Genomic DNA, 23,865 nt, shown 5'->3' on the forward strand with positions numbered 1-23,865 from the left:
TGATTTAATATAGTTTGTTAAATCAAGAGCCTCTTTTAAACATTGTTGTTTCTACAATATTATCTACATCCTTCTTAAAGATAGTTTCCCGTTCAAGTAAAAGTGATGCAATGTTTTCCAAACAATCCGAATTGTTTTTTAAGAGTTCCTTTGTTTCTGTGTAGACTTCTTCAATTATTTCCTTAACTTCTTTTTCCACTACATTCAAGTTTGTATTTGATGGATGATCATTATTGGTATCAAGAAAACTTACCAAGCCGACTGTATGACTCATACCAAAGTTCTTGACCATGTCTACCGCGATTTGAGTTGCTTTTCTAAGATCATTACTAGCCCCATTAGTGACTTCATTTTCGCCAAATACTATCTCTTCTGAAGCCCTTCCACCAAGGAAAATAGCGATGTCGTTAAGAAGGTCTCTTTTTGTTGAAAACATTTTTTCGTCGGGAAGAAACAGGGTATATCCGCCAGCGCCTTTAGTGGTTGGAATAATTGTAACTTTTGAGACAGTGACACCTGAAAGGAGTTTGGCAATAAGAGCATGGCCTGCTTCATGGTAAGCAGTTATTTCTTTATCCTTTGAAGTAATATTTTTCTTGTTCCTTTTTTCTTCGCCTGCCTGTATTTTACTTATAGCATTATCAATATCCTTCATGGTAATAGAGGTATGTCTATTTCTTACAGCATATATGCCGGCTTCATTCATAACGTTTGCCAGGTCGGCACCGGACATATAAACTGTCATCTTGGCAATTTCCTTGAGATCTATATCGTTTCCCAAAGGTTTATTCCTGGCATGGAGTTCAAGGATGGAGAGCCGAGCATCTACATCCGGGAGACCTACCTGTATTTGCCTGTCAAACCTACCTGAACGCAAAAGTGCAGGATCCAGCATATCAAGTCTGTTGGTTGCTGCAATAACTATTATGCCTTCACTTCCTGAAAAGCCATCTATTTCCACCAGAATCTGATTGAGCGTTCTATCTCTTTCGTCTCCGGAACCGGATCCGTCATTGCTGCTTCTTTTGCCCAAGGCATCAATTTCGTCTATGAATATTATACATGGGCTTGACTTACGTGCAAATTCAAACAATTGTCTTATTCTTGAGGCACCAACACCTACAAATTTTTCAACAAAGTCTGAGCCGGAAACAGCAATAAACGGCACTCCTGCCGTACCGGCAAGTGCCTTGGCTAAAAGAGTTTTTCCAGTACCGGGAGGTCCAAACAATACTGTTCCCTTTGGTGGAACTACTCCAAACTTTTTAAACCTTTCAGGCGAAACCAAAAAATCCACTAACTCCATCATGTTTTGTTTGGCTTCTTCGTTACCTGCTACATTATCAAAGGTTATGTCACACTTTTTTATAATGCCGAATTTCGAGTCCTTATTACCGGAGTATTGTTTCTTTATCATTCTTCCCATAAGTAGACTGATAAAGGCTATAGACAGCACGAGGGGAAAAATTGAAAGCAAAATGCTAATTGTTGATTGATAAAGGCTTTCCGTAAAGGGTTTGTCTTCAAGTGAAATATAGTGTTCTAAAAGGTACTTTTTTAGGTCTTCTGATTCAGGATTATCGGTTATAAAGAGGTCACCGTTTTTGAATTTCCCTTTAATCTTTTTGTCGCTTTGATTGTAATCATAAATTGCAGATATGTTGTCTGATTCCACATATTTTATAAATGCTCCGTATGTAATGTTAGAAGTTGTAACAGTTTTTTTTGGCGAGTTTGCCATATTATCAAGTATTAAAGATGCGCATATTGTGAAAATTGCAATGAAGGATATAAGTAATAAAGCTACTTTTCTAGCTGTTGAAGTTTTCACGGTTTTGTAGTATTTTGGTGTCAATATTAAAAAAAGGTAACGCATACTGGGAATAACTTTATTACGCAAGAAAAGCAATAGTTTTGATAACAGGGTCGCCACCACCTTTTTGATTGTTTTACCAATTAAAATTAGAAAAGCATGCGGCTTATAAAATATAACTTAATCTATATTTTCTCTCAAGACATTATTTATTTCAAAGTATTTCTATATATATATTTTACCAGAGCACAGTCTGATTTTCTATGGAACTAAAGGACCATAATAATTAATAATACATGGGACTATTATAGTAAAAAAGACTTGGATAATTTTTTATCAATCTTTCTTGATTATACATCTATTTTAATTTAAAATAATAGAGTGTTTTAATATGAAAATTTGAGGTAAGTACCTTAAATGCCAATAGTTATCGAAACCTAATTGCTTAATTATTATAAAAAAGGAGTAATTGACATGAGTAAAATTAAAATGACAGTTCCGTTGGTTGAGATAGACGGAGATGAAATGACCAGGATCATGTGGAAAATGATTAAAGATATCCTGCTTGAGCCATATATTGAGCTTAATACCGAATACTATGATTTAGGGCTTGAAAACAGGGATAAAACTGATGATCAGGTTACAATTGATTCAGCTATGGCTATAAAGAAATATGGGGTTGGTGTTAAATGTGCTACCATTACACCAAATGCTCAAAGGCTGGAAGAATACAAATTAAAGAAAATGTGGAAGAGTCCTAATGGTACTATCAGGGCTATTTTAGATGGCACAGTTTTTCGTGCACCTATAATAGTTGATAGTATAAAACCGTTTGTTATTGGCTGGAAAAAGCCTATAACACTTGCGAGACATGCTTATGGCGATATATATAAGGATGTTGAATATAAAGTAAATGGAGCTGGAAAGGCAGAAATCGTATTTACTTCTGAAACCGGGGAAGTCTCAAGAGAGACAATCCATGACTTCAAGGGACCTGGAGTTATACTTGGAATGCATAATACCGATGAATCCATTATGAGTTTTGCAAGAGCTTGCTTTAATTATGCTGTTGACCAGAAGCAAGACCTTTGGTTCTCAACTAAGGATACTATCTCAAAGATTTATGACCACAGGTTTAAGGATATCTTTCAGGAGATCTACGATGCGGAATACAAGGACAAGTTTGAAGCAAATGGAATAGAATACTTCTATACATTGATAGATGATGTTGTTGCAAGAATAATGAGATCAGAAGGCGGTATGGTATGGGCTTGTAAGAATTATGACGGTGATGTTATGTCAGACATGGTAGCATCAGCTTTTGGAAGCCTTGCAATGATGACCTCAGTTTTGGTTTCACCAGATGGTAAATATGAATATGAGGCAGCTCATGGTACTGTTACAAGACATTACTACAAGCACCTTAAAGGTGAAGAAACTTCCACCAATTCAATGGCTACTCTGTTTGCATGGACAGGAGCACTTAAGAAACGTGGAGAATTGGATGAAAATAAAGAGCTTATGAATTTTGCAGATAAGCTTGAAGCAGCCTCCATAAAGACAATAGAGGACGGTGTAATGACAAAAGATTTAGCCCAGTTGTCAGAGGTGGCAAATAAAAAGATTGTTAATACTGAAGATTTCCTGAAGGAAATAAAGAAGACCTTTGATGCTATGTAATTTAAATTAATAATTTATTAGCCCAGTAGAGATAATACCATACTGGGCTACAATTTTTTAGGACTGGAGATATAAAATGAGAAATATAAAGCTAGTTATACAATATGATGGAAGCAAGTATAGAGGATGGCAGAGGCTTGGGGATTCGGACAAAACTATTCAGGGCAAGTTAGAACAGGTTCTTAGCCAAATGTCGAATGAAAAAATCGAATTGATAGGTTCAGGAAGAACTGATGCTGGGGTTCATGCTTTCAAACAGGTAGCAAACTTTCATACAAAAAGTGATTTGGCTGAAGATGCTATGCTGGATTATCTATACAAGTATCTTCCGGAAGATATTGTAGTTATTGATGCTGAAGAAGTAGATAATATGTTTCATTCAAGGCATCATGTGAAAGGCAAAAAATATTTGTACAGAATCTGGAATGCAAAGCGCCATAATCCTTTCATGAGAAAGCATTGCACACATATTGCAGAACCATTAGATATAAGGTTAATGCGGAATGCTGCTGAACATTTTACAGGAATGCATGATTTTTCAAGCTTTACATCGCTCAAAACAAAAAACAAATCAAAGGAAAGAGAAATATTTTCGGTAGAAATTGAAAAGGAAAATGAGATAATGGATATTGTGTTTTATGGAAACGGATTTCTTTACAATATGGCGAGGATTATGGCAGGTACTTTAATTGAAGTTGGAGCGGGCAGGATTAATGCTGATAACATACCTAAGATACTTGCTAAAAAGGACAGAAAACTGGCAGGCCCGACAGCCCCGACCAACGGTTTGATTCTTTATGATGTGGAATATTAATTGGAAACCGAATTTATTAAAAAGGGTTGGAATGACTTTTAAAGGTATTTTATGGCAGGCTATTCCTTAGCTTGCCATAGAGGATTTGACAATTGGCTGATTTTATGTAAAATTGTTTTAGGTACTAAATTTAGAAGAAAAAGCTGATTTTAAAGCTGCAATAACATAAAAGGAGAGGAAAAGTATGAGTTTATTTGATCAGTGGAAGGAAGTTGCTGATAAGGAAAGACCGGAGAAAGAGTACAATGAGTTTTGGAATACTTATTTGGAAAAGGAAAAGGAAGTATATGCGTATATTCTAGAAAATCACAATGAGATTATAAGTGGTAAGGTTTCTGAGTTGGCACAAAAGTTTGAAATGGATTCAGCAACATTTGCCGGGTTTATGGATGGAATAAATACAAGTTTGGTTAAAGAAGTAGATTTGGATAGCTTAAGTGAAGACTTTGATATTAGACTTGAAGTAGATTACGAGAAACTATTCTATAATATGCTGGATGCAAAAGCGAATTGGTTATATACCTTACCTCAATGGGATGGGGTATTAACAAAAGATAGAAGAAATGAAATTACGAAAGATTATAACAGATCCAATATGGCTGTAAGCAATAAAGTGGGAAGAAACGAACCCTGCCCTTGTGGTAGCGGTAAAAAGTATAAAAAGTGTTGTGGCATATAAGCTTTATTTTAGATTCAGAGGAGTAGAGTTATGAGTGAATGTATTTGCAACAGTTGCAAACATTTGAAACTACAGGTAAATATAGAATCAGATGATAGTGATTATATATGTAAATTTGGTTTTCCTTCAGAACAGTGTAAGGAATGCGAAGGTGAAGAATGCAATATTACCGAGTGTAGTCATTACATAGAAGACAAAGAGGATGAAACGTTAAAGACAGTGCATTGTAAAGGCTGTGGTAAAGAACTTGAACAAATGTGTGAAGATGACATCGATGGAGAGGTATACTGCATAAGCTGTTACTTGGATATAAAAGAGAATGATTAATGCATAGAATTAGAATCTTAAGGGAATTTGCCTTGCAAGTTTCTCAATAAAAGACCACCCATAGAGGCGTGGTCTTCTTTACTATTTGGCCTCTTGGAGTGAAATGAAAGAGGCTAAAACGGAGGGACTCGATGTCCCTGAGTTTTTATTTTTTTGGTACATTGTGGTTGGAAAACAGATCTTTAGAGATTATAATATCCGACATGTTTAGTTCACTAATTAAGTCTTGCAGCTCGTTATCATATAAATCAATATTGATAGGATCACCGCTGTTGTAATCGTATAATTCTCTCGTATCATTAAAATATATATATTTGTCGGTGATAATTGATCCGCTTCTTAAAACTGCATAGCTTTTTTTTGTATTAACTAGATCCTTGCCTAAGGCATAAGATACATCAAAGCCCATAATGTTTGCAACTGTAGGCATTATATCAATTTGTCCGCCGGTAGTAGATATTAATTCTCCTTTTTGCTGCCCGGGGTAATGTATTATTAGTGGAACACGTTGAAGTTTAGCCCAGTCAAGATCATTGTATTCCATACCCAAAAATTGCATCAGTCCTTCATTTTCAAGCTTAGGAACAGCGGAATGGTCACCATAAAAAACAAGCAGGCTGTTTTCATAGAGACCTTTAGACTTCAAATCATCTATAAAGTTTCCAATACAACTATCCGCATAGTGTGCTGCTTTTATATAGTTTCCTATGTAAGTTCCTTGATATTCACCAACATTAAAGTCAAAGTTTTCAAAGTAGGTAAAGGGATGATGACTTGACAATGTAACAAGAAAGCTGTAAAAAGGTTTTGAGGTATCTATTTTATTCAGTGATTGCCTTAAAAATGATTTATCACTGAGTGCATTTCCGCTCCAGCCTGCAAAATCATCCATAACATAGTCTTCTGAGCTAAAGAATTTATCAAATTGCAGTGCTTTATACATCTCATTCCTGTTCCAGAAGATTTTATCAAAAGCGTGAAGTGCATATGTACTATATCCCTTTTGTTTCAATAAGGACGGCAGCGAATGATATGTATTTTCAGGATATCTATGGTACACTGAGCCCTCACTTAGTGGATAAAGGGAATTATTAGTCAAAAACTCTGCATCAGAGGTGTTTCCACCGGATACCTGATAATATATATTGTTAAAGTAAAGGCTTTCTTTTATAAGCTTATTTAGATTCGGTGTGATCTCCATATTGTTAATTTCTTTTCCAATAACAAATTGTTGCATAGCTTCCATTTGTACAATAATGAGATTTTTACCATTAGCTATACCTTCATACTTGTATTGAATATTGGAATTTTCTTTTTTTACGTTTCTGCTCTCAAAATATTTTTCTACCTCTGTTTTTTCTTCTTTAGCAGTATTTTCATCCTCTAAAACATTCTTTTCAATAAAAAGTTTTGTATTATAAAAATGAGAATAGAATACTCCAAGACTCTTAGCAGAATAGTTATTGCTGTAAGCATAAGAAGAAATGTTGGATATCGAAGATACGCTAAGTATTATTACTAAGGCCACAGCCAAAGTGACAATGGATTTTCTGATCCTTTTAGGAAAATGGATACTTGTTATCCCCTTTTTATGCAGTTTTATAAGCGCAGCTAACATAAAAGGAATATCGACTATGTAAAGTATATCTTTAACTTGAAAAAGGCTTGCAATACTTTGGTCCACAGTACTAATCATCTTGGGATTTAGCTGAAATATAATAGGTATTGTAATCAAATTATAGTAGTACCTGAAGAAATTTGTATCTGCAATTAATAATGTAGTAAGCAGTACGTTAAGTATAAAAATAGCAATAAGCCTTTTCTTGTTAAAAAGGAATAAGGATAAGGACACTATAATTAAAAGAACTGAAATGGAGGAAATTAGCATTAAAAAATTATTAAGCGTAAAATATGGTGCCTTATTAAGCCTTGATGAAAATTGGAAATAAAGGCATTTAAATAGCATAAAGGTTACAAAAAGCGTTATAAATAATGATTCTGTAAGTTTAATATATTTGGACAAAAAATCTTTAAATCTATTTAGCATATCAAACATAACCTCTCTATAAAGTTAATACATTATTATTTTAATTATTATACTTACCATAACTTGCATCGCATATATATTTTAATACAAAATGCCAACATTTTGCAAGATAACTCGATTTCTTGATTACCTACTAATTGAGCAAAAAACAAATGTATAAGGAATTTCTATACACATTTTAGTTGTTTGAAACATTATACAACAATTTATTATATAACAAAATTATAAAAAATATATAAACAAAGTGTGAATAAATATTTAAGTTTTACTTAGTATAACCTCAATTGAAAAAAATAGTAGCTTGAAGAAATTGTAAAGTCACTCCTACATTTTACAGAATATAGGAGTGAACTGTTTTAAAAACTCAATTTATGCCCATTAATCTTAAGCCATTTGGAACACTCCTTATAATTGGGAAGTATTGACTCTGCCATTCCCCAAAAGTGTTTTGAGTGATTTTTTATTTTTATATGAGTTAGCTCATGTACAACAAGGTAATCTACAATATCCAGAGGAGCTATTATAATTTTCCAGTTAATATTAATGGCATTTCTTCCCGTACAACTTCCCCATATTGATTTTAGATCCTTTATAATAAGATTTGATGGCTTAACATCCAACTTTTTTGCAAAGAAGTCTATTCTTTGTGAAACTACCTCTCTTGCAAGGTTCTTATACCAATTAATTATATGACTTCGTATTAGATTGGCTTTACTATCAAGGATACTATCACAAACATTTTGAGGTAAGGATACAATCAGGTATTTATCCGAAGTAGAAACTGATGCTAGGCTTATTGCCGGATTGATATTTACTTTGAGAGTATATTCTTTTCCCAACACTGAAAACTTCTCGCCATCGATAAACTTCATTTGAGGCACTTCAGACTTAATACTTTCGAGATAGGAAAGCTTCTCTATTATCCATGCCGCTTTGCTGTTTACTACTTCGGCAATTTGCTTATCGCTGATTTTTCTGGGAGCTGCTACTTTAACCCCATAGCTGATGGAAAGGGATATGCCTACTGTTTTCCTGTTGCTTCTAACAATAGTATAATTAATTTTCTGATTTCCAAATTCAATAAAATTCTGCATTTTTGATACATCCCAATATTCTTATAAATTTTAAAGGATAAAACTTTTAAAACGTGGAGCACTTTTAATTTTACAACACTTTTTTAATAAGTGAAATAGTTTTTTACTGCAATTGAGAATGACTTAATCAGTTTCATTAACCACCCATTCGATAAATTTTACATAGTAGGACGTTAGAGGGAGAAACAGACAGGCGCTTACCAGGTTAAAAATGGTATGGGCATTTGCGATAAGCCTGTTATCACCTTGCCCTGCAATATGGGTAATTAATTGAACCGACTTAGAAAAAGGTGAGAAGAATAGCATGGCGAGCAAAACTCCAACTATGTTATACAGCGTATGAGCCCATGCTGTACGTTTGGCAGATAAGTTAGTTCCTAAGCTCGCAATTTGGGTAGTTATAGATGTTCCGATATTATCACCGAAAGTCAGACCGAGTGCAGCATCAAAAGATATGAGCCCGGCATTAAACAGAACGATAGTTAGACCTACTGTAGCACTGCTGCTTTGCACCAGCATGGTAGTTATTAAACCTATGAGCAGTCCAATCAGAGGGTTATTTCCATATTTCATAAAAATATAATGTGCAGCCTGACTTTCTTTTATGTAAGGGGCACCAAAACTTAATATACCTAAACCTGTAAACATCAGACCGAGTCCTGCAACAGCTGTCCCCAGGCATTTTACCGAGTTCCTTTTTGCAAAAAACTTAAGCAACAAGCCAATTGCCACAAAAAAGTATGCAGAATTCGTGATTTTAAAGGACATCAATTGTGCTGTAAGTGTTGTTCCGAGGTTAGCTCCTAAGATTATACCTACTGCCTGAGGCAGTTTCATAAGTCCTGAGTTTACGAGCCCTACCGTAATTACTATTATTGCAGTACTGCTTTGGACTAGTGCAGTAACTAATGTACCTGTTATAAAAGCTGTTGAGGTTTTACCTGCAAAGGTTTGCAGACATTTTTTCATTCTATCGGTGTTGGCTTTTTCGAGGCCACTGCTCATGAGGCTGACACCATACTTTAGGAGCACTGTACCAATAATGAAGTTTATTAAAATTATAAAAATTGTTTTTGTCATATCCACGTTCCTTAAGGGTGTATTTTTTGTAATTAATTGGGCTTCTATCATTCTCAGCTTTTACTAATAAATAAGATTTAATTATTGAGAATAGAACACAATTTTTTGTTAATACTGAAATTTTATTCAAGTGATCTTTCCTTATGATCCGAACCGTATAGCTTTTGTGTTTAAAGGCAATAATTCTAGTAATCAAAATATTGCTGTAAGATGCTAGTGCCCAAAAATATAACTGGATAATTTTGCTATAGTTTTTATTAATTCTGAATATGGTTGGTATAGAATGAGGGAGAGAATATTTAAAGCTGAGATAGTTGTTGTTTTAATGGTTGCTGTTTTTTTAGTCTGCGAATTGATGTTTAAGCCGATTATAGGTGTTGCAGATAATGGGGATTTTGCAAGAATAATGAGTACTACAGGTTTGAGTTATAAAACTATGGATTATAATGAGAGGTATTTCAATTTTGTAAACAGGGAGTTTATAATGACTCTCCCATTTCAAAAAGGTGTCGGTTACTTTTCTACAGAGGTTATTTTAGTTTTTATTGCTAAAATAGTAAGCAGAATTGTGCTATTTAACAGAGGAATTTTTGATATAAGATTTCTTGGGTTCTTATATTGCTGTTTATTTCTTTTATCTATTTATCTTTTGATTAAATACAATAAAAGACCTATACCTATAATTAACATTATCTCAATAATCCTCACAGTTTTAGTATTTACAGATTTAGGTTATATATCTTATTTCAATTCCTTATACGGGGAGGCTTTATCCTATACAGCTCTTCTTCTTGCGGTGGCTGTTTCTATATATATAGCTAAAAGTCAAAATCCAAGTGCTTTTGCCCTGATTGTTTTTTATATTGCGGCAATTCTTTTAACAGGTGCAAAGGCCCAAAATGCGCCAGTAGGGATAGTTTTAGCATTATTTAGCTTGGTGTTTCTTAGAATTGAAAATAGTGGTAAATGGAAAAGAGTAATTGCAGTATGTGTTGTTTCACTTTTTATTACATCCACAGCATCGTACTTCTCAATCCCTGGCGTAATGAGAGTTTGTAACAAGTATCAGTCTGTTTTTTATGGAGTGCTAAAAAATTCCGAATCACCTAATAATGACCTTGAGGAATTAGGATTAAAGACAGAATATGTTCAGCTTGCAGGGACAAACTTCTTTATGGATGAATATCCGATTAATATTAAAGATCCTGTGTTTCTAAAGGAAATTAACAGAAATATAAGTCCTTTAAAGGTAGGCCTGTTTTATATAAGACATCCGTTAAGGTATTTAGAAAAACTGGGGATTACAGCGAATAAGGCATTTAATCTGATATTGGGGTTTGGAAATTATGAAAGAATGTATAATATTGAGGCCAAAAAAGAGGTGGGGTATTTTAGAATGTGGAACGATTTTAAAGTCACATTTATGCCACATTCACTGCTGTTTATTATATTTTTCTTTATAGCTTATGCAGTTATACTATCTGTTCAATATATTAAAGCCAGAAAAGCAGCGGAAAAAATTTATTTTAGTACATTTATAATGGTAATGCTAATTGGAATTATTCAATTTGTTGTTCCTGTAATATGTGATGGGGAAGCAGACTTAAGCAAGCACCTATTTTTGTTTAATGTGTGTTTTGATATTATGTTTGTTTATATGTTTATACTCCTACTTGAATTAATCGTTGAATTAGGGAGGAAGATTAAATTAAAATAGCTTAATTACCTTATTGGAGGTTGATATAATTGAAAATAGTATGTGTATTATTCATATAAAATATGGTATACTATTTTTCATAAAAAGTATAAAGTATAAAGATGGGGGATTAAGATGCTAAAGAAATTTCTAATTACACTAGTATGTTTATCGATTCCATTTTCTGTTGTGGGATGCCAAAAAGGCTCTTCAGGTAGTGGAGTAGCAATATGGCCTAAGGAAGGGGCAGTTGTTCCTGAAACTGATCAGCTTAAGCCACCTGCTAAGGGGGAGACCATAGCAGTTATGAAGACAAGCATGGGGGATTTAAAGATTAAATTTTTCCCTAGGGAAGCACCAAAGGCAGTCGAAAACTTTGTAACTCATGCTCAGGACGGGTATTATGATGGCTTGATTTTTCACAGGGTAATCAATGACTTCATGATACAGGGTGGAGATCCGACCGGGACAGGTACAGGTGGAGAGAGCATTTGGAAGCAACCTTTTGCTGATGAATTCAGTGAAAAAGTTCATAACTTTAGAGGAGCCCTTTCAATGGCAAATAGCGGATCTAATACTAATGGAAGCCAGTTCTTCATTGTTCAAGCACCTGTAAGCACAATTAATTCTGAGGTGATAAATCTCATGACAGAAAACAGGATTAACAAAACCGCTATAGCTAAATATAAAGAAATTGGTGGAACACCATGGCTTGATAAGGCACATACGGTATTTGGTCAGGTTTATGAAGGCATGGATATTGTTGACAAAATTGCGGCTGTAGAGGTAGATGCAAAAAGTAAGCCAACGAAAGATGTAAAGATTGTGGATATTAAAATTACGACAGCACCGTAAATTGAATAAAAAATAAATTTGTTATAGCACAAAAAAACTCAAGTGTTCAATCAACTTGAGTTTTTTTGATATCCAAAATAATATTATTGGGGGAGGGTTTTTTGTATAATTTTATTCCCAAACTTCCTTAATGATATTAACACTGTTAACATTATTTTCAGGTGTTTTGATTTCGTCCTCGCTGTAAATTTCAATAGTTGGTGTGTTGTGTATTTCAACTTTAGTTTTCTGATCTTTTCCCCATTTGCTATTTATATAAGATATGGCAAATGTGATTATAGCAAGTATGAACATCGCTATAATTTTGAAGATCATTTCCGATTCCGAGAGATCATAGAATATAGTCTTAATAGCTACAATAACTAAAACAACTGACCCAAACCATCTGAATATTGACTGTTTGCTATATGCGCCCCACACAAAGAGGAGAAGTGCATAAATTCCCCATGTAACTGATAGTGTCAACCACAAGTCAAAGGATTTAATGGTGTATTCCATCCATAGATTATCAATTTGGAAAGTCAGCAATCCGCCAACAATCAGGTGGCTTGTTACTGAGAAGAAATTGGATACGAATTTGCTGTCAGAGCCTGCTGGATCTTTGCTTGCAAAATCAAATTTAACTTTAAGAGAGAAATAAAAGCCCAATACTGCAAGTGTTACCCAAGCCATACCTGACCAGTTTAATATAGGGATAAATGTATTAAACCATTCGCCCATAGGTGTAGTCCAGGTAACACCATACCAGTATGTACCTACGAAAATCCAGATAACAGCTGATATAAGCTTAAGGTAATCTTTGTTTTTAATCTGACCTATTACGAGAATCAGTATTGCGATAATTGCCCACATGAAAACTGATATTAAAGGCTTGATGGAAGTTCCGGAACCAATTTCTGATCCTGAAATTATAAGGAGGAGCATAGCTGCGAAGAAATTAGTGATAACAGAGAAGGAATATTTTTTTGTTAAGGAATATGTTATTGCTGTAGCTGCGAGGTATATAATTCCCATACCTGCAAGAATTATTGAGAAGTTTATAATATCATTCATTATCCCAAATGACCATAACGCGAATACAGCTCCGTTTGTAATTCCAAGATAGAGGTTAAGTCCATCAAAGCTCTTGTTTTCTTTCCAGGAGGATATTAAAAAGCCAACATTATAGAATATAAATGCGCTTATAGCATACATGAAAGGTACAACCCGGTTTTCAGGGTTAAAGTAAAAGTAATATACAGTAAAAAGTATCCATGTCCCTATAAACGGTAATAATCTTAGTTCAAGCCATTTCTTGTTTACGCTTACAAAGAAGAATATTGAGTTGATTACGAGGAGGTAAAGAAACAATGTAAAAACCTGATCTCCCTGTGATTTCATAATTATTGGGGATATGAGTGCTCCTAATATCGCAAGATTCATAAGTGTACGGAAATTGAATTTATAAGAATATACTGCAAGCGCCAGAGTGACTGCTGTCATGGCAAGGAATACAGTCATTGGAGTCCAGAGGCTGTAGTAAATACCGGCAAAGGAGAATGTTGTATATAGTAATGCAACGCCCAGCCCGTTTAATATTTCACTTAATATGTTGTTGCCCTTTTGATGGAGTGTAACACCAAAAGCTATGAAAGCCGATGCTGCCATAATTCCAATTCCAATTTTTAGTTCATCAGATATCCAGCCCATATCAACTGCATATTTGAATGAATAGGAGAAAGCCATGAATGTAAAAATTGCACCTAAAAGTGTTATCCAATGCTTTCTTAGAAAATCTTTCATTTTAACCATCCCTTCTATACAACTTAAAACCTCAAAAATGTTGTTTGGCTGTATACTCTAATATTACTCCCAATAAAGGCGAGTTTGTAGATATCGCAAGTCATCAAACAACATCCGAAAGTCATAGTTTAAAAAAGGGAAGGTGACTAAAGTCATACTATATTGTTTTTTACAGCAAATACGGCAAGTTGTGTACGGTCTTTCAGGTTTAATTTTTCCAATATGTTTGTAATAATGTTCTTTACACTGCCTTCAGTTATGAAGATGCTTAATGCAATTTCCTTATTGCTTTTTCCATCGACAATCAGCTTGATAATGCTAAGTTCCCTGTCTGTTAAGTTTATATCGAATTTAGGTTCTTGTTTACGTTGGGTTGGTTCCTTATCATGGTTAATTTGCTTTGCAACAGTATTTAGAGCTGTATGGTGCATGATGCTGAAACCTTTAGCAACACTTTTTACTGCAACTATCAAATCGTCCGGTTTTATATCCTTTAGAACATATCCATCAGCGCCATTTTTGATTGCCTTTGAGATATTTTCTTCGTCGTTAAAGGTTGTAAGGATAATAACCTTTATAGATTGGAACTTTGATTTTATAAGTTTTGTTCCTTCAACACCGTTGCAAACAGGCATCATAATATCCATTAAAACTACATCAGGCGCAAGTTCTCCGCAAAGATTCAAGGCTTCTTCTCCATTACTGCCCAGCCCAACAACTTTTATTTCAGGATCCTGCTCTACTATAAATTTGAGGCTTTCCCTGAGGATTACTTGATCGTCGACTAGTACAACTTTTATCATTTTATATATCAATCCTTTCGTTAACTCGATGCATTTAATAAATATAATCCTTTTATTTTAGGGTATTACAGGCTATTTATAGGTATTTCGAGTCTAATATTAAATCCGCTTTCACCGTCTGAACCAAATACTATGTCACCATTGAGATCTTTTACCCTCTGTTCCATTCCAGATAGCCCGAAACCTTTTTTGATATCAGTACTTCCACAGCCATCATCAAATATAAAAATCTTAATTTTGCTGTCAGCTAGTCTTAATATTATATTAACATGTTTTGCCTTGCCATGGCGAAGGGAGTTTGTAAGAGCTTCCTGACATACCCTGAATATTACCTTTGAATATGTTGGAGAAGAGAAAGAATTAAAACCGTCGTATGAAAAGTCAATATTCATACCGGAAGGTTTGAAATCTTCGATCATTTTCTCTATTGAACTTATAATATCTTCACTTTCAAGCTTCTCAGGCTCGAGACCTTTGATTGAGCGTCTTAATTCTTTAAGACCGTCCCTTGCAGCTTTAAGTGCTTCTGAGAGCTTCTCTTCAGTTTTTGCAGGATCCTGCTTACACATTATGCTGCTTACTTCGAGGAGTGATATTAGCAGTGTCATAGTGTGACCAAGTGTATCATGAACATCTCTTGCAAAACGGTTTCTTTCTTTGGTTATAGCAAGTTCTTCAACTGTTTCGGCATATTCAGAGAGTTGTTCGTTCATAGCGGATAACTCTACATTTTTTTCATTCACCTCATCGAGCAGGTTTTTATATTCAGTTATATCATTAAAAATAACTATTCTTCCGAGATACTCATGTTTGCTGCCGAAAATAGGCTGTATATTTACTTGAAAACACTTTTTCACAGGTGCCAATATGGTGAGTTCACCGGTGGCATTTGTTTGTGTTTCACTTTTTATAGATCTTATCAGGTTTTCTGTTTCAGGTGTATAAATTATATTATCTTTCAGCGTCCTAATAAATTTGTTTATATTATCATATGTTTTAATTTGACCATTGTTGGAAAAAGTAATTTCAAAGGATTTATTATAATTATCGATTTTATTTAGGCTATCTACCACAACTATTGATTCGTTAAGGTTATGGACTATCTTTCTGAAAGCAATAGGTACTATATTCAAAAACCTGTATTTGAATGTGGCAATGGCAAAAAACAAGAGAGTCAGTGAAAAACTGATAGGAGTAATATCATACTTGGTGTTTAGTATATTAAGTTTAAAGGTCCGGTTTGCAAGATAAATAATGTTAGCAGCAAAAGGAATTAAAGAGGCTATAATAAGAACGATCGATTGATTTCGGGCATAACCTAAATGGTTTATAGAGGACTTGATAAGGATAACTATTCCTGCTGTCAGGTAAATATAGGATATGGCAGCATGAGCCCAAAAAAGTGGTCCAAATACCACATGTCCAATTTCAAATGAGCTGAAAAATAAATGGTGAAAGTGATTTGTGAGCAATGCAATGAACATTAGCACAGGTGGAGTAAATAAAAGAATAATAAACCACTTTCTTATGAGAAGTCGGTTGTATGTATAGTGAAGGCAGAACATCAACCATGAGAGAGAAACAAATATCACTGCAGTATATTCATATATCATTGATATTCTCATCGTATTGTTGTTTTGGGCAGAAAAAACCAGTATCTGGCCTGTAGACCAGACAAATATCAGAGCTTGACATGATATATAGCTTAAAAGCAAATGTGTCTTTTTGCTTCTAAAAAGGAAGAAGATTATCATTGACAATGATAAAACAATTGATATAGATTGAATAAATATTATGTTATTCCAAAGATGGTTCATGGCACTCTCCAAGAAAATATATTTTAAGATACATTTTAACATAAATTAATACAAATATAAACTGAGTATTAAAGATGAGTATTAAAAAATGATATGGAAAATTTATAATGAGGGATTAAGCATTTTGCAAGATTGGAATTTGAAAAATTCTTTTATTAAGAATTCACCTTTTTGTGGCAATGGAATAAGAACGGTGATATAATGTGTGGTATGACTATTTTTTGTATATTGAGGAGGAAACATAAATGACAGATAGACTGATAATACCTTCAAACTATGATCCTATTTTGTCTGTGAGAAAGACTGAGGAAGCAATAAAGAAGATAAAAGATTATTTTGAAGATACGCTCGCTAAAGAATTAAACTTAAGCCGTGTATCTGCTCCCCTTTTTATAAAGCCTGATACTGGCATGAATGACAACCTTAATGGAGTAGAAAGACCTGTAGCTTTTGATGTAAAGGGAATTGGCGGAGATACTGTAGAGGTCGTACATTCTCTTGCAAAATGGAAGCGTATGGCTCTTGGAAAATACAATTTCCAGGTAGGAGAAGGTTTGTATACTGATATGAATGCAATAAGAAGAGACGAAGATCTTGACAATCTTCACTCAATATATGTTGACCAGTGGGACTGGGAACGCGTCCTTAATAAGGAAGATAGAAATGTTGATACTTTAAAGCAAATAGTGAGAAAAATCTATGGTGCAGTAAAGGAAACTGAAAAATTTGTTTGCAGCAATTATACAGATGTTCCTGAAATCTTACCGGAGGATATTTTCTTTGTAACTACACAGGAACTGGAAGATATGTATCCTTCACTTTCACCAAAGGAAAGAGAAGATATGATAGCAAAAGATAAAAAGGCTGTATTTGTAATGAAAATCGGTGGACTTTTAAAGTCAGGTATAAAGCATGATGGCAGGGCTCCTGACTATGATGACTGGGAGCTTAATGGAGATATAGTTTTATGGTACCCAGTATTAAACAGAGCTTTCGAAATATCATCAATGGGAATAAGAGTTGATGAAGATTCTATTGTAAAACAGTTGAAAGAGGCGGGATGTGAAGACCGTAAACGTCTTAAGTTCCATAAGGATTTAATGGAAAAGAGACTTCCATATACTATTGGAGGCGGAATCGGCCAGTCAAGATTATGTATGTACTTCCTTAAGAAAGCTCACATTGGGGAAGTACAAGCTTCAATATGGTCTGATGAAATGATTGAAGTTTGTGATAAGGCAAATATAAAATTGTTATAGGAATAGTGGAAATATTTTTTGATTCGTTATAAAAAATAGATAATATAACAATAATAATATTGGCATTTCAATAAAATTCCGTGTACAATATTTATTGAAATGCCAAATATTATTATTTTCTTTGAGATTATATCTTAAGAAAAAATATCAATTAACAAAGGGGTTAATAGGTATGAAAAGTATAATGATCAAAAGCCTGTATAGACAATCAGGTGATTATATCAACAATGAAATAACTGTTGCAGGTTGGGTAAAAACAATTAGAGACTCAAAAACCTTCGGATTTATTGAAGTAAACGATGGATCATTTTTCAAAAACCTCCAGATTGTTTTTGAAGAACAGAACATATCCAACTTCAAAGAAATAACCAAAATTCCGGTTGGTTCATCTATAATTGTTCAGGGGGTGCTTGTTGAAACTCCAAATGCAAAGCAGCCTTTTGAGCTTAAAGCGAGCAAGATTGAAATTGAAGGTATGTCTGCGCCAGAGTATCCTCTTCAGAAGAAAAGACATACATTTGAGTATTTGAGAACCATAGCGCATTTAAGACCAAGGACAAATACCTATTCTGCGGTATTTAGAATCAGGTCTCTTGCTGCATACGCTATACACAAGTTCTTCCAGGAAAGAGGCTTTGTATATGTTCATACACCTATTATAACTGGAAGTGATGCAGAGGGAGCGGGCCAAATGTTCCGTGTTACGACACTTGACATGAATAATTTGCCAAAAACCAAAGAAGGTAGTATAGATTTCAATGAGGATTTCTTCGGGAAGGAGACAAATCTTACAGTTAGTGGACAGCTAGAAGGTGAAACCTACTGTATGGCCTTCAGAAACATATATACCTTTGGACCGACTTTCAGGGCAGAAAACTCAAATACTGCAAGGCATGCGGCTGAGTTCTGGATGGTAGAGCCGGAGATTGCTTTCTCAGATCTTAGTGATGATATGGAACTTGCAGAAGACATGCTTAAGTTTATAATAAACTACTGTATGGAAAATGCACCGGAAGAGATGGAGTTTTTCAATAGTTTTGTTGATAATACATTGTTTGAAAGGCTTAATAATATTGTTAATTCCAAATTTGGACATGTAACTTACACTGAGGCAATTGAGCTGCTTAAGAAGGAAAAGGACAAATTTGAATACCCTGTAGAGTGGGGAACTGACCTTCAAACAGAACATGAAAGATACCTTACGGAGCAGATATTCAAAAAGCCTGTGTTTGTAACCGATTATCCAAAGGAGATCAAAGCGTTTTACATGAGGATGAATGATGACAACAAAACGGTTGCAGCCATGGATCTACTAGTACCAGGAGTTGGTGAAATAATTGGCGGAAGCCAGAGGGAAGAAAGACTTGACTATCTTGAGAAGAGAATGGATGAACTTGGTCTTCACAAAGATGACTATTGGTGGTATTTAGATCTAAGAAAATATGGAGGAACAAAGCATGCAGGCTTTGGTCTTGGTTTCGAGAGAGCTATAATGTATATTACAGGTATGTCTAATATAAGAGATGTTATATCATTTCCGAGAACTGTAAATACTGCTGAATTCTAAATTAAGAATATTATGGGCATGGATTTATAAAATAATCCGTGCCTTTTTTAATGCCTAAGAAAGTGCATTTCTTTCTGACTTTTTTGTTTTTTAGGCATTTGTTACTATTAAAACAGTAGAAAAGACTAGGTCTTGTGGGTACGAATATTCATTGTAAGCAGTAGAGAAAAGTTATATGCTTAAATTAGGGTAAGTATTGTCTTATAGAATTCTGGTACAGTTATACTGGTACAGGAGGCGTATGGTTGTGGAAAGGACAATGGAGTATAGAAAAGGATGCTATATTTATATGGAAAATTCGCTGTCCTTGAAATGCTATATTTTGCTAAAGGGACAGATAATACTTAAAAACAGACAATTTGGCAATTTGTGTGTTAAAGAAGGTGCTGTTTTCGGGTTGGCAAGTTTTGCTAGCGATTCAAAATATAGAGAGACTGCAATTGCGAATACTGATTGTGAAGTATTGGAGTTTGACAGCAAGGGTATACAGAAATATATTATGGAAAATAAAGATATTAGAGAAAGTATATTTACTCACATTGTTGAATTCCTGAAGGTAATAAACAGAAGGATTGAATTAAAAAGTGTTCAATCCGATGATGACCTGGCCCAAAAGATATATGATGGTTTTATGTACTTTTATAAACATAACCAGATGGACAAATCACAAGAGCTGTTTGAAAGGCTTAAAGTGAAATATGAGAATACAGATTATTACAGAAAAGCTTTAATAATTCTTAAGCAGTATGAGTGTAATAATAAGGATGACTCTGAGGGGCAAGAAACTATTCAGGAGTTAGATACTCTCTTAATGAGAATTTGATTGGGGGGATATGTATGGAATCCACGATGAATTCTCAAAATCTTTTCGAAAAATATGGTGTTACCTATAACACTGGAGACATTATTTTCTTTGAAGGCGATTATGGAGAAGATTTTTATGTTGTGTATGAAGGTTCTGTGAAAGTAGTTAAGTTTGTAGATGGCAATATGTGTACAATAAGAATTATGAAGAAAAATGAATTGTTTGGAGAGTTTGCCTTATATAGTGAAAATATAAGAACTGCCACAGTTATGGCTATAAGTGATGTAAAACTTATTAAAATAAATAACAGGAATTTATATAATATAATTAATACAAATACAGCGTTTGCAGCATACTTTTTAAATATTCTGTCGGATAGGCTGGAGTATTCTTTTGAACTTCTAAATGCCATGCAGATGACTTCTATATATAAAAAGTTATACAGCTACCTTTACCTTGTGGTATACAAAAACAAGGAGGAAGTCAGTATTTCTGAACTTCCTGAACTTATAAGGGAGCCAGAATTGGAAGTTCAGCAAATAATTGATAATTGGACAAGGATGGGGCTTATAACTTTAAGGAGTGGAAACATTGTAAGTATAAATGACATGGTCTTGAGGAGAGTTATCGCGAGCAGGCCATAGGTGTTAAATTTTGATAAGACATGTTCGAAATATGATAGGGTAGATATTCGAATTTACATATATCTTTATAATTTTCGTCAAACACATTTATATATTGTGAAGTCGAGATTAATTCAGTACATAAATGATTTTGACTGAAAAAAGCTGAAATTATTGAATAATGGACAAATTTCGACTTTGTGGTTTGCACAAAATGATGATATAAATTAAATTGACTTATTGGATATGACGCTTTAAAAGTCTTTGAAATATTTATTTGATGTGCCCAATAAACCATTTGTTTGAAACTCAAATCTATGTGGTATTAATTTTTTAAAATACCCTATACAATTATAATGTGTGTACAATTATTACAAAGGTGTAAGAGTGTACTTTTTCTTGCACCTTATATTTATGTTTGGAGGTAGTGTAGTAAATGAGAAAGACAAAAATAATTTGTACTTTAGGACCGGCAGTAGACAGTGAAGAAACTTTAAGGAAACTAATGCTAAAAGGTATGGATATTGTGCGGCTTAATTTTTCACATGGAACTCATGAGGAGCATAAAATACGTGCAGATCGTTTAAAAAAGGTTAGAGACGAATTGGGATTGCCAGTTCCTTTACTTTTAGATACGAAGGGTCCGGAAATCAGACTTGGAAACTTTGAAAATAGTGAAGTGCTTTTAAAAGAAGGTGATAGGTTTACTCTTGTAAATGCTGATATTTTGGGTGATTTGACTAAATGCTCAGTATCATATAAGGAATTATATAAAGATGTAAAAAAAGGAACCAGAATACTTATAAATGATGGGCTGGTTGAACTTGAGGTAATTAATATAAAAGATAAGGACATCGTATGTGAGGTGTTGAACGGGGGAATGATAGGGAATCATAAGGGAGTTAATGTTCCGGGGGTTGAGGTCCATCTTCCTTCCCTTACCGAAAAGGATGTTGAAGATATAAAGTTTGCAATAGAAAATGAATTTGATTTTATTGCAGCTTCCTTTATCAGGAAGGCTTCTGACGTTATTGATATAAAAAAGGTGCTCGAAAATAATGGTGGCCAGGATTTGAATGTCATTGCCAAGATTGAGAACCGGGAAGCTATTGAAAATGTTGATGAAATAATAAAAGTATCAGACGGAATAATGGTGGCAAGAGGAGATTTGGGAGTTGAGATACCGGTTGAAGAGGTGCCTGTGGTACAGAAGATGCTGATAGAAAAATGTTACAGAAGTGGTAAGCCTGTTATTACTGCTACACAGATGCTTGATTCTATGATCAGAAATCCAAGGCCCACAAGAGCTGAAACCAGTGACATTGCCAATGCTATTTATGATGGTACTAGTGTAATAATGCTTTCAGGTGAAACGGCAATAGGAAAATATCCTATAGAGACGCTTGAAACTATGGCTAAAATAGCTAGAAAAGCAGAAGGATCAATTGATTATTGGGCAAGGTCTCAAAGGATGCAGCATGATTTTTCACCGAATGTAACCAATGCAATAAGTCATGCTACATGTACAACTGCCCAGGATTTGAAGGCTTCTGCAATAATTACTGTTACTCATTCCGGACATACTGCCAAGATGATATCAAGGTTTAGACCCCAGTGTCCTATAATTGCAACAACTGTCTCTCCTAGAGTACAGCGGCAGTTATCGTTGTCATGGGGAGTGTTGCCTTATCTTGTAACGGAAGCTACATCTACTGATGAAATGTTCGATATGGGAGTTGAAAAGGCGCTAGAATCCAACCTTGTCAGAAATGGGGATATTACTGTAATAACTGCAGGTTTACCTATTGGGATGAGTGGGACCACAAATATATTAAAGGTGCATATTGTAGGAAAGGTTCTTGTTCAGGGAACAGGTATCGGTACGGGAACAGTAACAGGAGAAATAAGGGTTGCAAGGTCTGTTGATGAGGCTAATGCCAATTTTTCCGATGGCAATATATTGGTTGTAGCATATACCAATAACGAAATGCTTCCTATAATCAAAAGAGCTTCCGCATTAGTAGTTGAAGAGGGTGGACAGAATACTCATGCGGCTACAGTAGGTCTTGCTCTTGAAATACCTGTTATAATTGGTGCAGATAATGCTACCAAGATACTTAAAAACGGCTCAGTAGTCACTATTGACTCGGAAAGAGGAATTGTTTGCTACGGATAGGATGTAAATTGGTAGCGTTTTTATAAGCAAATAGTCTATGTTAAAGAAGTTAGAAGTAATATTTCGTATGACCCTTAAAGTCCAGCGGTAAAATGTCAATACCAAATTGGAAATAAATTTAGAAATATTGATGATATTTTACCGGTTTTGAGCATAAAAAGGCATCACCTATTAAGTCTACCAAAGTAAGTTTGTAAATATGGTAGGATATGGTTAACCAAATGGAAATTAATCTCCTTTTGGTGGAATATAAAGTCGATTGCTATGCAGCAGTGCATAGACAAGTCGAACGAATTTTCTGGCAGTTAATGCAAGTGCCCTTTTATGAGCTGTTTTTGGGGTTTGGCTATATTTTAATTCATAGAAGCGTTTTAACTCGTGATCGTGCAATCTCACTTTGTTAGTTGCTTCCATGAAGTAGTAACGCAAATAACGGTTACCAAACTTAATTAATTTAGTATTTGAAGCCGTAAAGTTTCCTGATTGGTGTTTTGTCCAGGAAATACCCGCAAATTTAGCTAATGCAGCATGATCTTTGAAACGATGAATATCACCAATTTCTGCTATTATTCCGGCAGAGTATACAGGGCCGATTCCTTTGATAGAGGTTAAAGGATTAGGAATAAGTTTAATTTGTTCCTCAATAGCCTTATCAAAGATTTTGAGCTGTTCCTTATAAGCTTTTATAGCCGAAAAAGACACAGCAAGTACCTGATTTACTGAATGAGTAACCGTTTTGGGAAGACGGTATGAACTTCTTGCAGCTTTCTGAAGAGTGGCTGCAATTTCATCAGGATTATCAAAGCGGCCCTTACCTTTTTGCTGATAAAGTCAACCAGTTCTTCAATTGGCATATACGAAATTTCATCAACAGAAAAGAATTCTTCAATAATGCTGCTGGATGTAGCACCAAATGTATCTGAAAATATCTTTTCTTGGGCAAGAGAA

The 23,865-nt window shown here is 34.5% G+C and carries 19 protein-coding genes and 1 pseudogene; 11 read left to right on the forward strand and 9 right to left on the reverse strand.

The window, feature by feature from the left end; translation table 11 throughout:
- Positions 1–22: 22 nt before the first annotated feature.
- A complete protein-coding gene (gene ftsH / locus ACECE_RS0222580) occupies positions 23–1,876 on the reverse strand; it encodes an ATP-dependent zinc metalloprotease FtsH (protein ID WP_235715997.1) in 1,854 nt (617 codons plus the stop codon).
- Between the two features lie 411 nt (positions 1,877–2,287).
- On the opposite strand from ftsH, the gene ACECE_RS0222585 reads away from it, so the two are divergent.
- The 4 genes from ACECE_RS0222585 to ACECE_RS0222600 all read left to right on the forward strand — a co-directional run bounded on the left by ACECE_RS0222585 (position 2,288) and on the right by ACECE_RS0222600 (position 5,313).
- Positions 2,288–3,493, forward strand: coding sequence for an NADP-dependent isocitrate dehydrogenase (locus ACECE_RS0222585; protein ID WP_010251354.1), 1,206 nt, complete (start codon positions 2,288–2,290; stop codon positions 3,491–3,493).
- Between the two features lie 76 nt (positions 3,494–3,569).
- Positions 3,570–4,307: a tRNA pseudouridine(38-40) synthase TruA gene (gene truA, locus ACECE_RS0222590; protein ID WP_010251356.1), complete on the forward strand. Its 738-nt coding sequence runs from the start codon at positions 3,570–3,572 to the stop codon at positions 4,305–4,307.
- Positions 4,308–4,491: 184 nt separating this feature from the next.
- Positions 4,492–4,986: an SEC-C metal-binding domain-containing protein gene (locus ACECE_RS0222595; protein ID WP_010251358.1), complete on the forward strand. Its 495-nt coding sequence runs from the start codon at positions 4,492–4,494 to the stop codon at positions 4,984–4,986.
- Positions 4,987–5,016: 30 nt separating this feature from the next.
- Positions 5,017–5,313: a hypothetical protein gene (locus ACECE_RS0222600; protein ID WP_010251360.1), complete on the forward strand. Its 297-nt coding sequence runs from the start codon at positions 5,017–5,019 to the stop codon at positions 5,311–5,313.
- A 145-nt stretch (positions 5,314–5,458) separates the two neighbouring features.
- On the opposite strand, the gene ACECE_RS0222605 is transcribed toward ACECE_RS0222600, so the two are convergent.
- The 3 genes from ACECE_RS0222605 to ACECE_RS0222615 form a co-directional block, all read right to left on the reverse strand.
- The gene (locus tag ACECE_RS0222605) at positions 5,459–7,165 is read right to left on the reverse strand and encodes an LTA synthase family protein (RefSeq protein WP_456049042.1); all 1,707 of its coding nucleotides are present in this window, start codon (positions 7,163–7,165) and stop codon (positions 5,459–5,461) included.
- Between the two features lie 551 nt (positions 7,166–7,716).
- Positions 7,717–8,454 (reverse strand): M48 family metallopeptidase, encoded by a 738-nt coding sequence (locus tag ACECE_RS0222610; RefSeq protein ID WP_010251364.1) that lies wholly within the window; start codon positions 8,452–8,454, stop codon positions 7,717–7,719.
- Positions 8,455–8,577: 123 nt separating this feature from the next.
- Positions 8,578–9,534: a Na/Pi cotransporter family protein gene (locus ACECE_RS0222615; RefSeq protein ID WP_010251366.1), complete on the reverse strand. Its 957-nt coding sequence runs from the start codon at positions 9,532–9,534 to the stop codon at positions 8,578–8,580.
- A 283-nt stretch (positions 9,535–9,817) separates the two neighbouring features.
- Between ACECE_RS0222615 and wsfD the strand changes: the two genes are divergently transcribed.
- Both wsfD and ACECE_RS0222630 read left to right on the forward strand, forming a co-directional pair.
- Entirely contained in the window at positions 9,818–11,251 is a 1,434-nt protein-coding gene (wsfD, locus tag ACECE_RS0222620) for a glycan biosynthesis hexose transferase WsfD (RefSeq protein WP_010251369.1), read from the forward strand.
- A 114-nt stretch (positions 11,252–11,365) separates the two neighbouring features.
- A complete protein-coding gene (locus ACECE_RS0222630) occupies positions 11,366–12,085 on the forward strand; it encodes a peptidylprolyl isomerase (RefSeq protein WP_010251371.1) in 720 nt (239 codons plus the stop codon).
- 111 nt (positions 12,086–12,196) lie between these two features.
- Here the strand turns inward: ACECE_RS0222630 and ACECE_RS0222635 are convergent, their stop codons facing one another.
- The 3 genes from ACECE_RS0222635 to ACECE_RS0222645 all read right to left on the reverse strand — a co-directional run bounded on the left by ACECE_RS0222635 (position 12,197) and on the right by ACECE_RS0222645 (position 16,529).
- Entirely contained in the window at positions 12,197–13,867 is a 1,671-nt protein-coding gene (locus tag ACECE_RS0222635; RefSeq protein ID WP_010251373.1) for a DUF2339 domain-containing protein, read from the reverse strand.
- A gap of 152 nt (positions 13,868–14,019) precedes the next feature.
- Entirely contained in the window at positions 14,020–14,670 is a 651-nt protein-coding gene (locus tag ACECE_RS0222640; RefSeq protein WP_010251375.1) for a response regulator, read from the reverse strand.
- A gap of 65 nt (positions 14,671–14,735) precedes the next feature.
- On the reverse strand, positions 14,736–16,529 hold the full coding sequence (locus tag ACECE_RS0222645) for a sensor histidine kinase (protein ID WP_083878898.1): 1,794 nt from the start codon (positions 16,527–16,529) through the stop codon (positions 14,736–14,738).
- 203 nt (positions 16,530–16,732) lie between these two features.
- Between ACECE_RS0222645 and asnA the strand changes: the two genes are divergently transcribed.
- The 5 genes from asnA to pyk all read left to right on the forward strand — a co-directional run bounded on the left by asnA (position 16,733) and on the right by pyk (position 22,917).
- Complete coding sequence (gene asnA / locus ACECE_RS0222650; RefSeq protein WP_010251378.1) at positions 16,733–17,746, forward strand: aspartate--ammonia ligase; 1,014 nt, start codon at positions 16,733–16,735, stop codon at positions 17,744–17,746.
- Between the two features lie 172 nt (positions 17,747–17,918).
- Positions 17,919–19,313, forward strand: a complete 1,395-nt coding sequence (gene asnS / locus ACECE_RS0222655; RefSeq protein WP_010251380.1) for an asparagine--tRNA ligase — start codon at positions 17,919–17,921, stop codon at positions 19,311–19,313.
- Positions 19,314–19,560: 247 nt separating this feature from the next.
- Entirely contained in the window at positions 19,561–20,136 is a 576-nt protein-coding gene (locus tag ACECE_RS0222660; RefSeq protein WP_010251382.1) for a Crp/Fnr family transcriptional regulator, read from the forward strand.
- 14 nt (positions 20,137–20,150) lie between these two features.
- Positions 20,151–20,762, forward strand: coding sequence for a Crp/Fnr family transcriptional regulator (locus ACECE_RS0222665; RefSeq protein WP_010251385.1), 612 nt, complete (start codon positions 20,151–20,153; stop codon positions 20,760–20,762).
- Positions 20,763–21,177: 415 nt separating this feature from the next.
- Positions 21,178–22,917 (forward strand): pyruvate kinase, encoded by a 1,740-nt coding sequence (gene pyk, locus ACECE_RS0222670; protein WP_010251386.1) that lies wholly within the window; start codon positions 21,178–21,180, stop codon positions 22,915–22,917.
- Between the two features lie 228 nt (positions 22,918–23,145).
- On the opposite strand, the gene ACECE_RS28655 is transcribed toward pyk, so the two are convergent.
- Positions 23,146–23,619: an IS110 family transposase gene (locus tag ACECE_RS28655; RefSeq protein WP_010251387.1), complete on the reverse strand. Its 474-nt coding sequence runs from the start codon at positions 23,617–23,619 to the stop codon at positions 23,146–23,148.
- A 14-nt stretch (positions 23,620–23,633) separates the two neighbouring features.
- Positions 23,634–23,865: pseudogene (locus ACECE_RS29820) on the reverse strand (hypothetical protein); the annotation flags it as partial.

Source organism: Acetivibrio cellulolyticus CD2 (assembly GCF_000179595.2).
In the GTDB taxonomy this organism is placed as follows: Bacteria; Bacillota; Clostridia; order Acetivibrionales; family Acetivibrionaceae; genus Acetivibrio; species Acetivibrio cellulolyticus.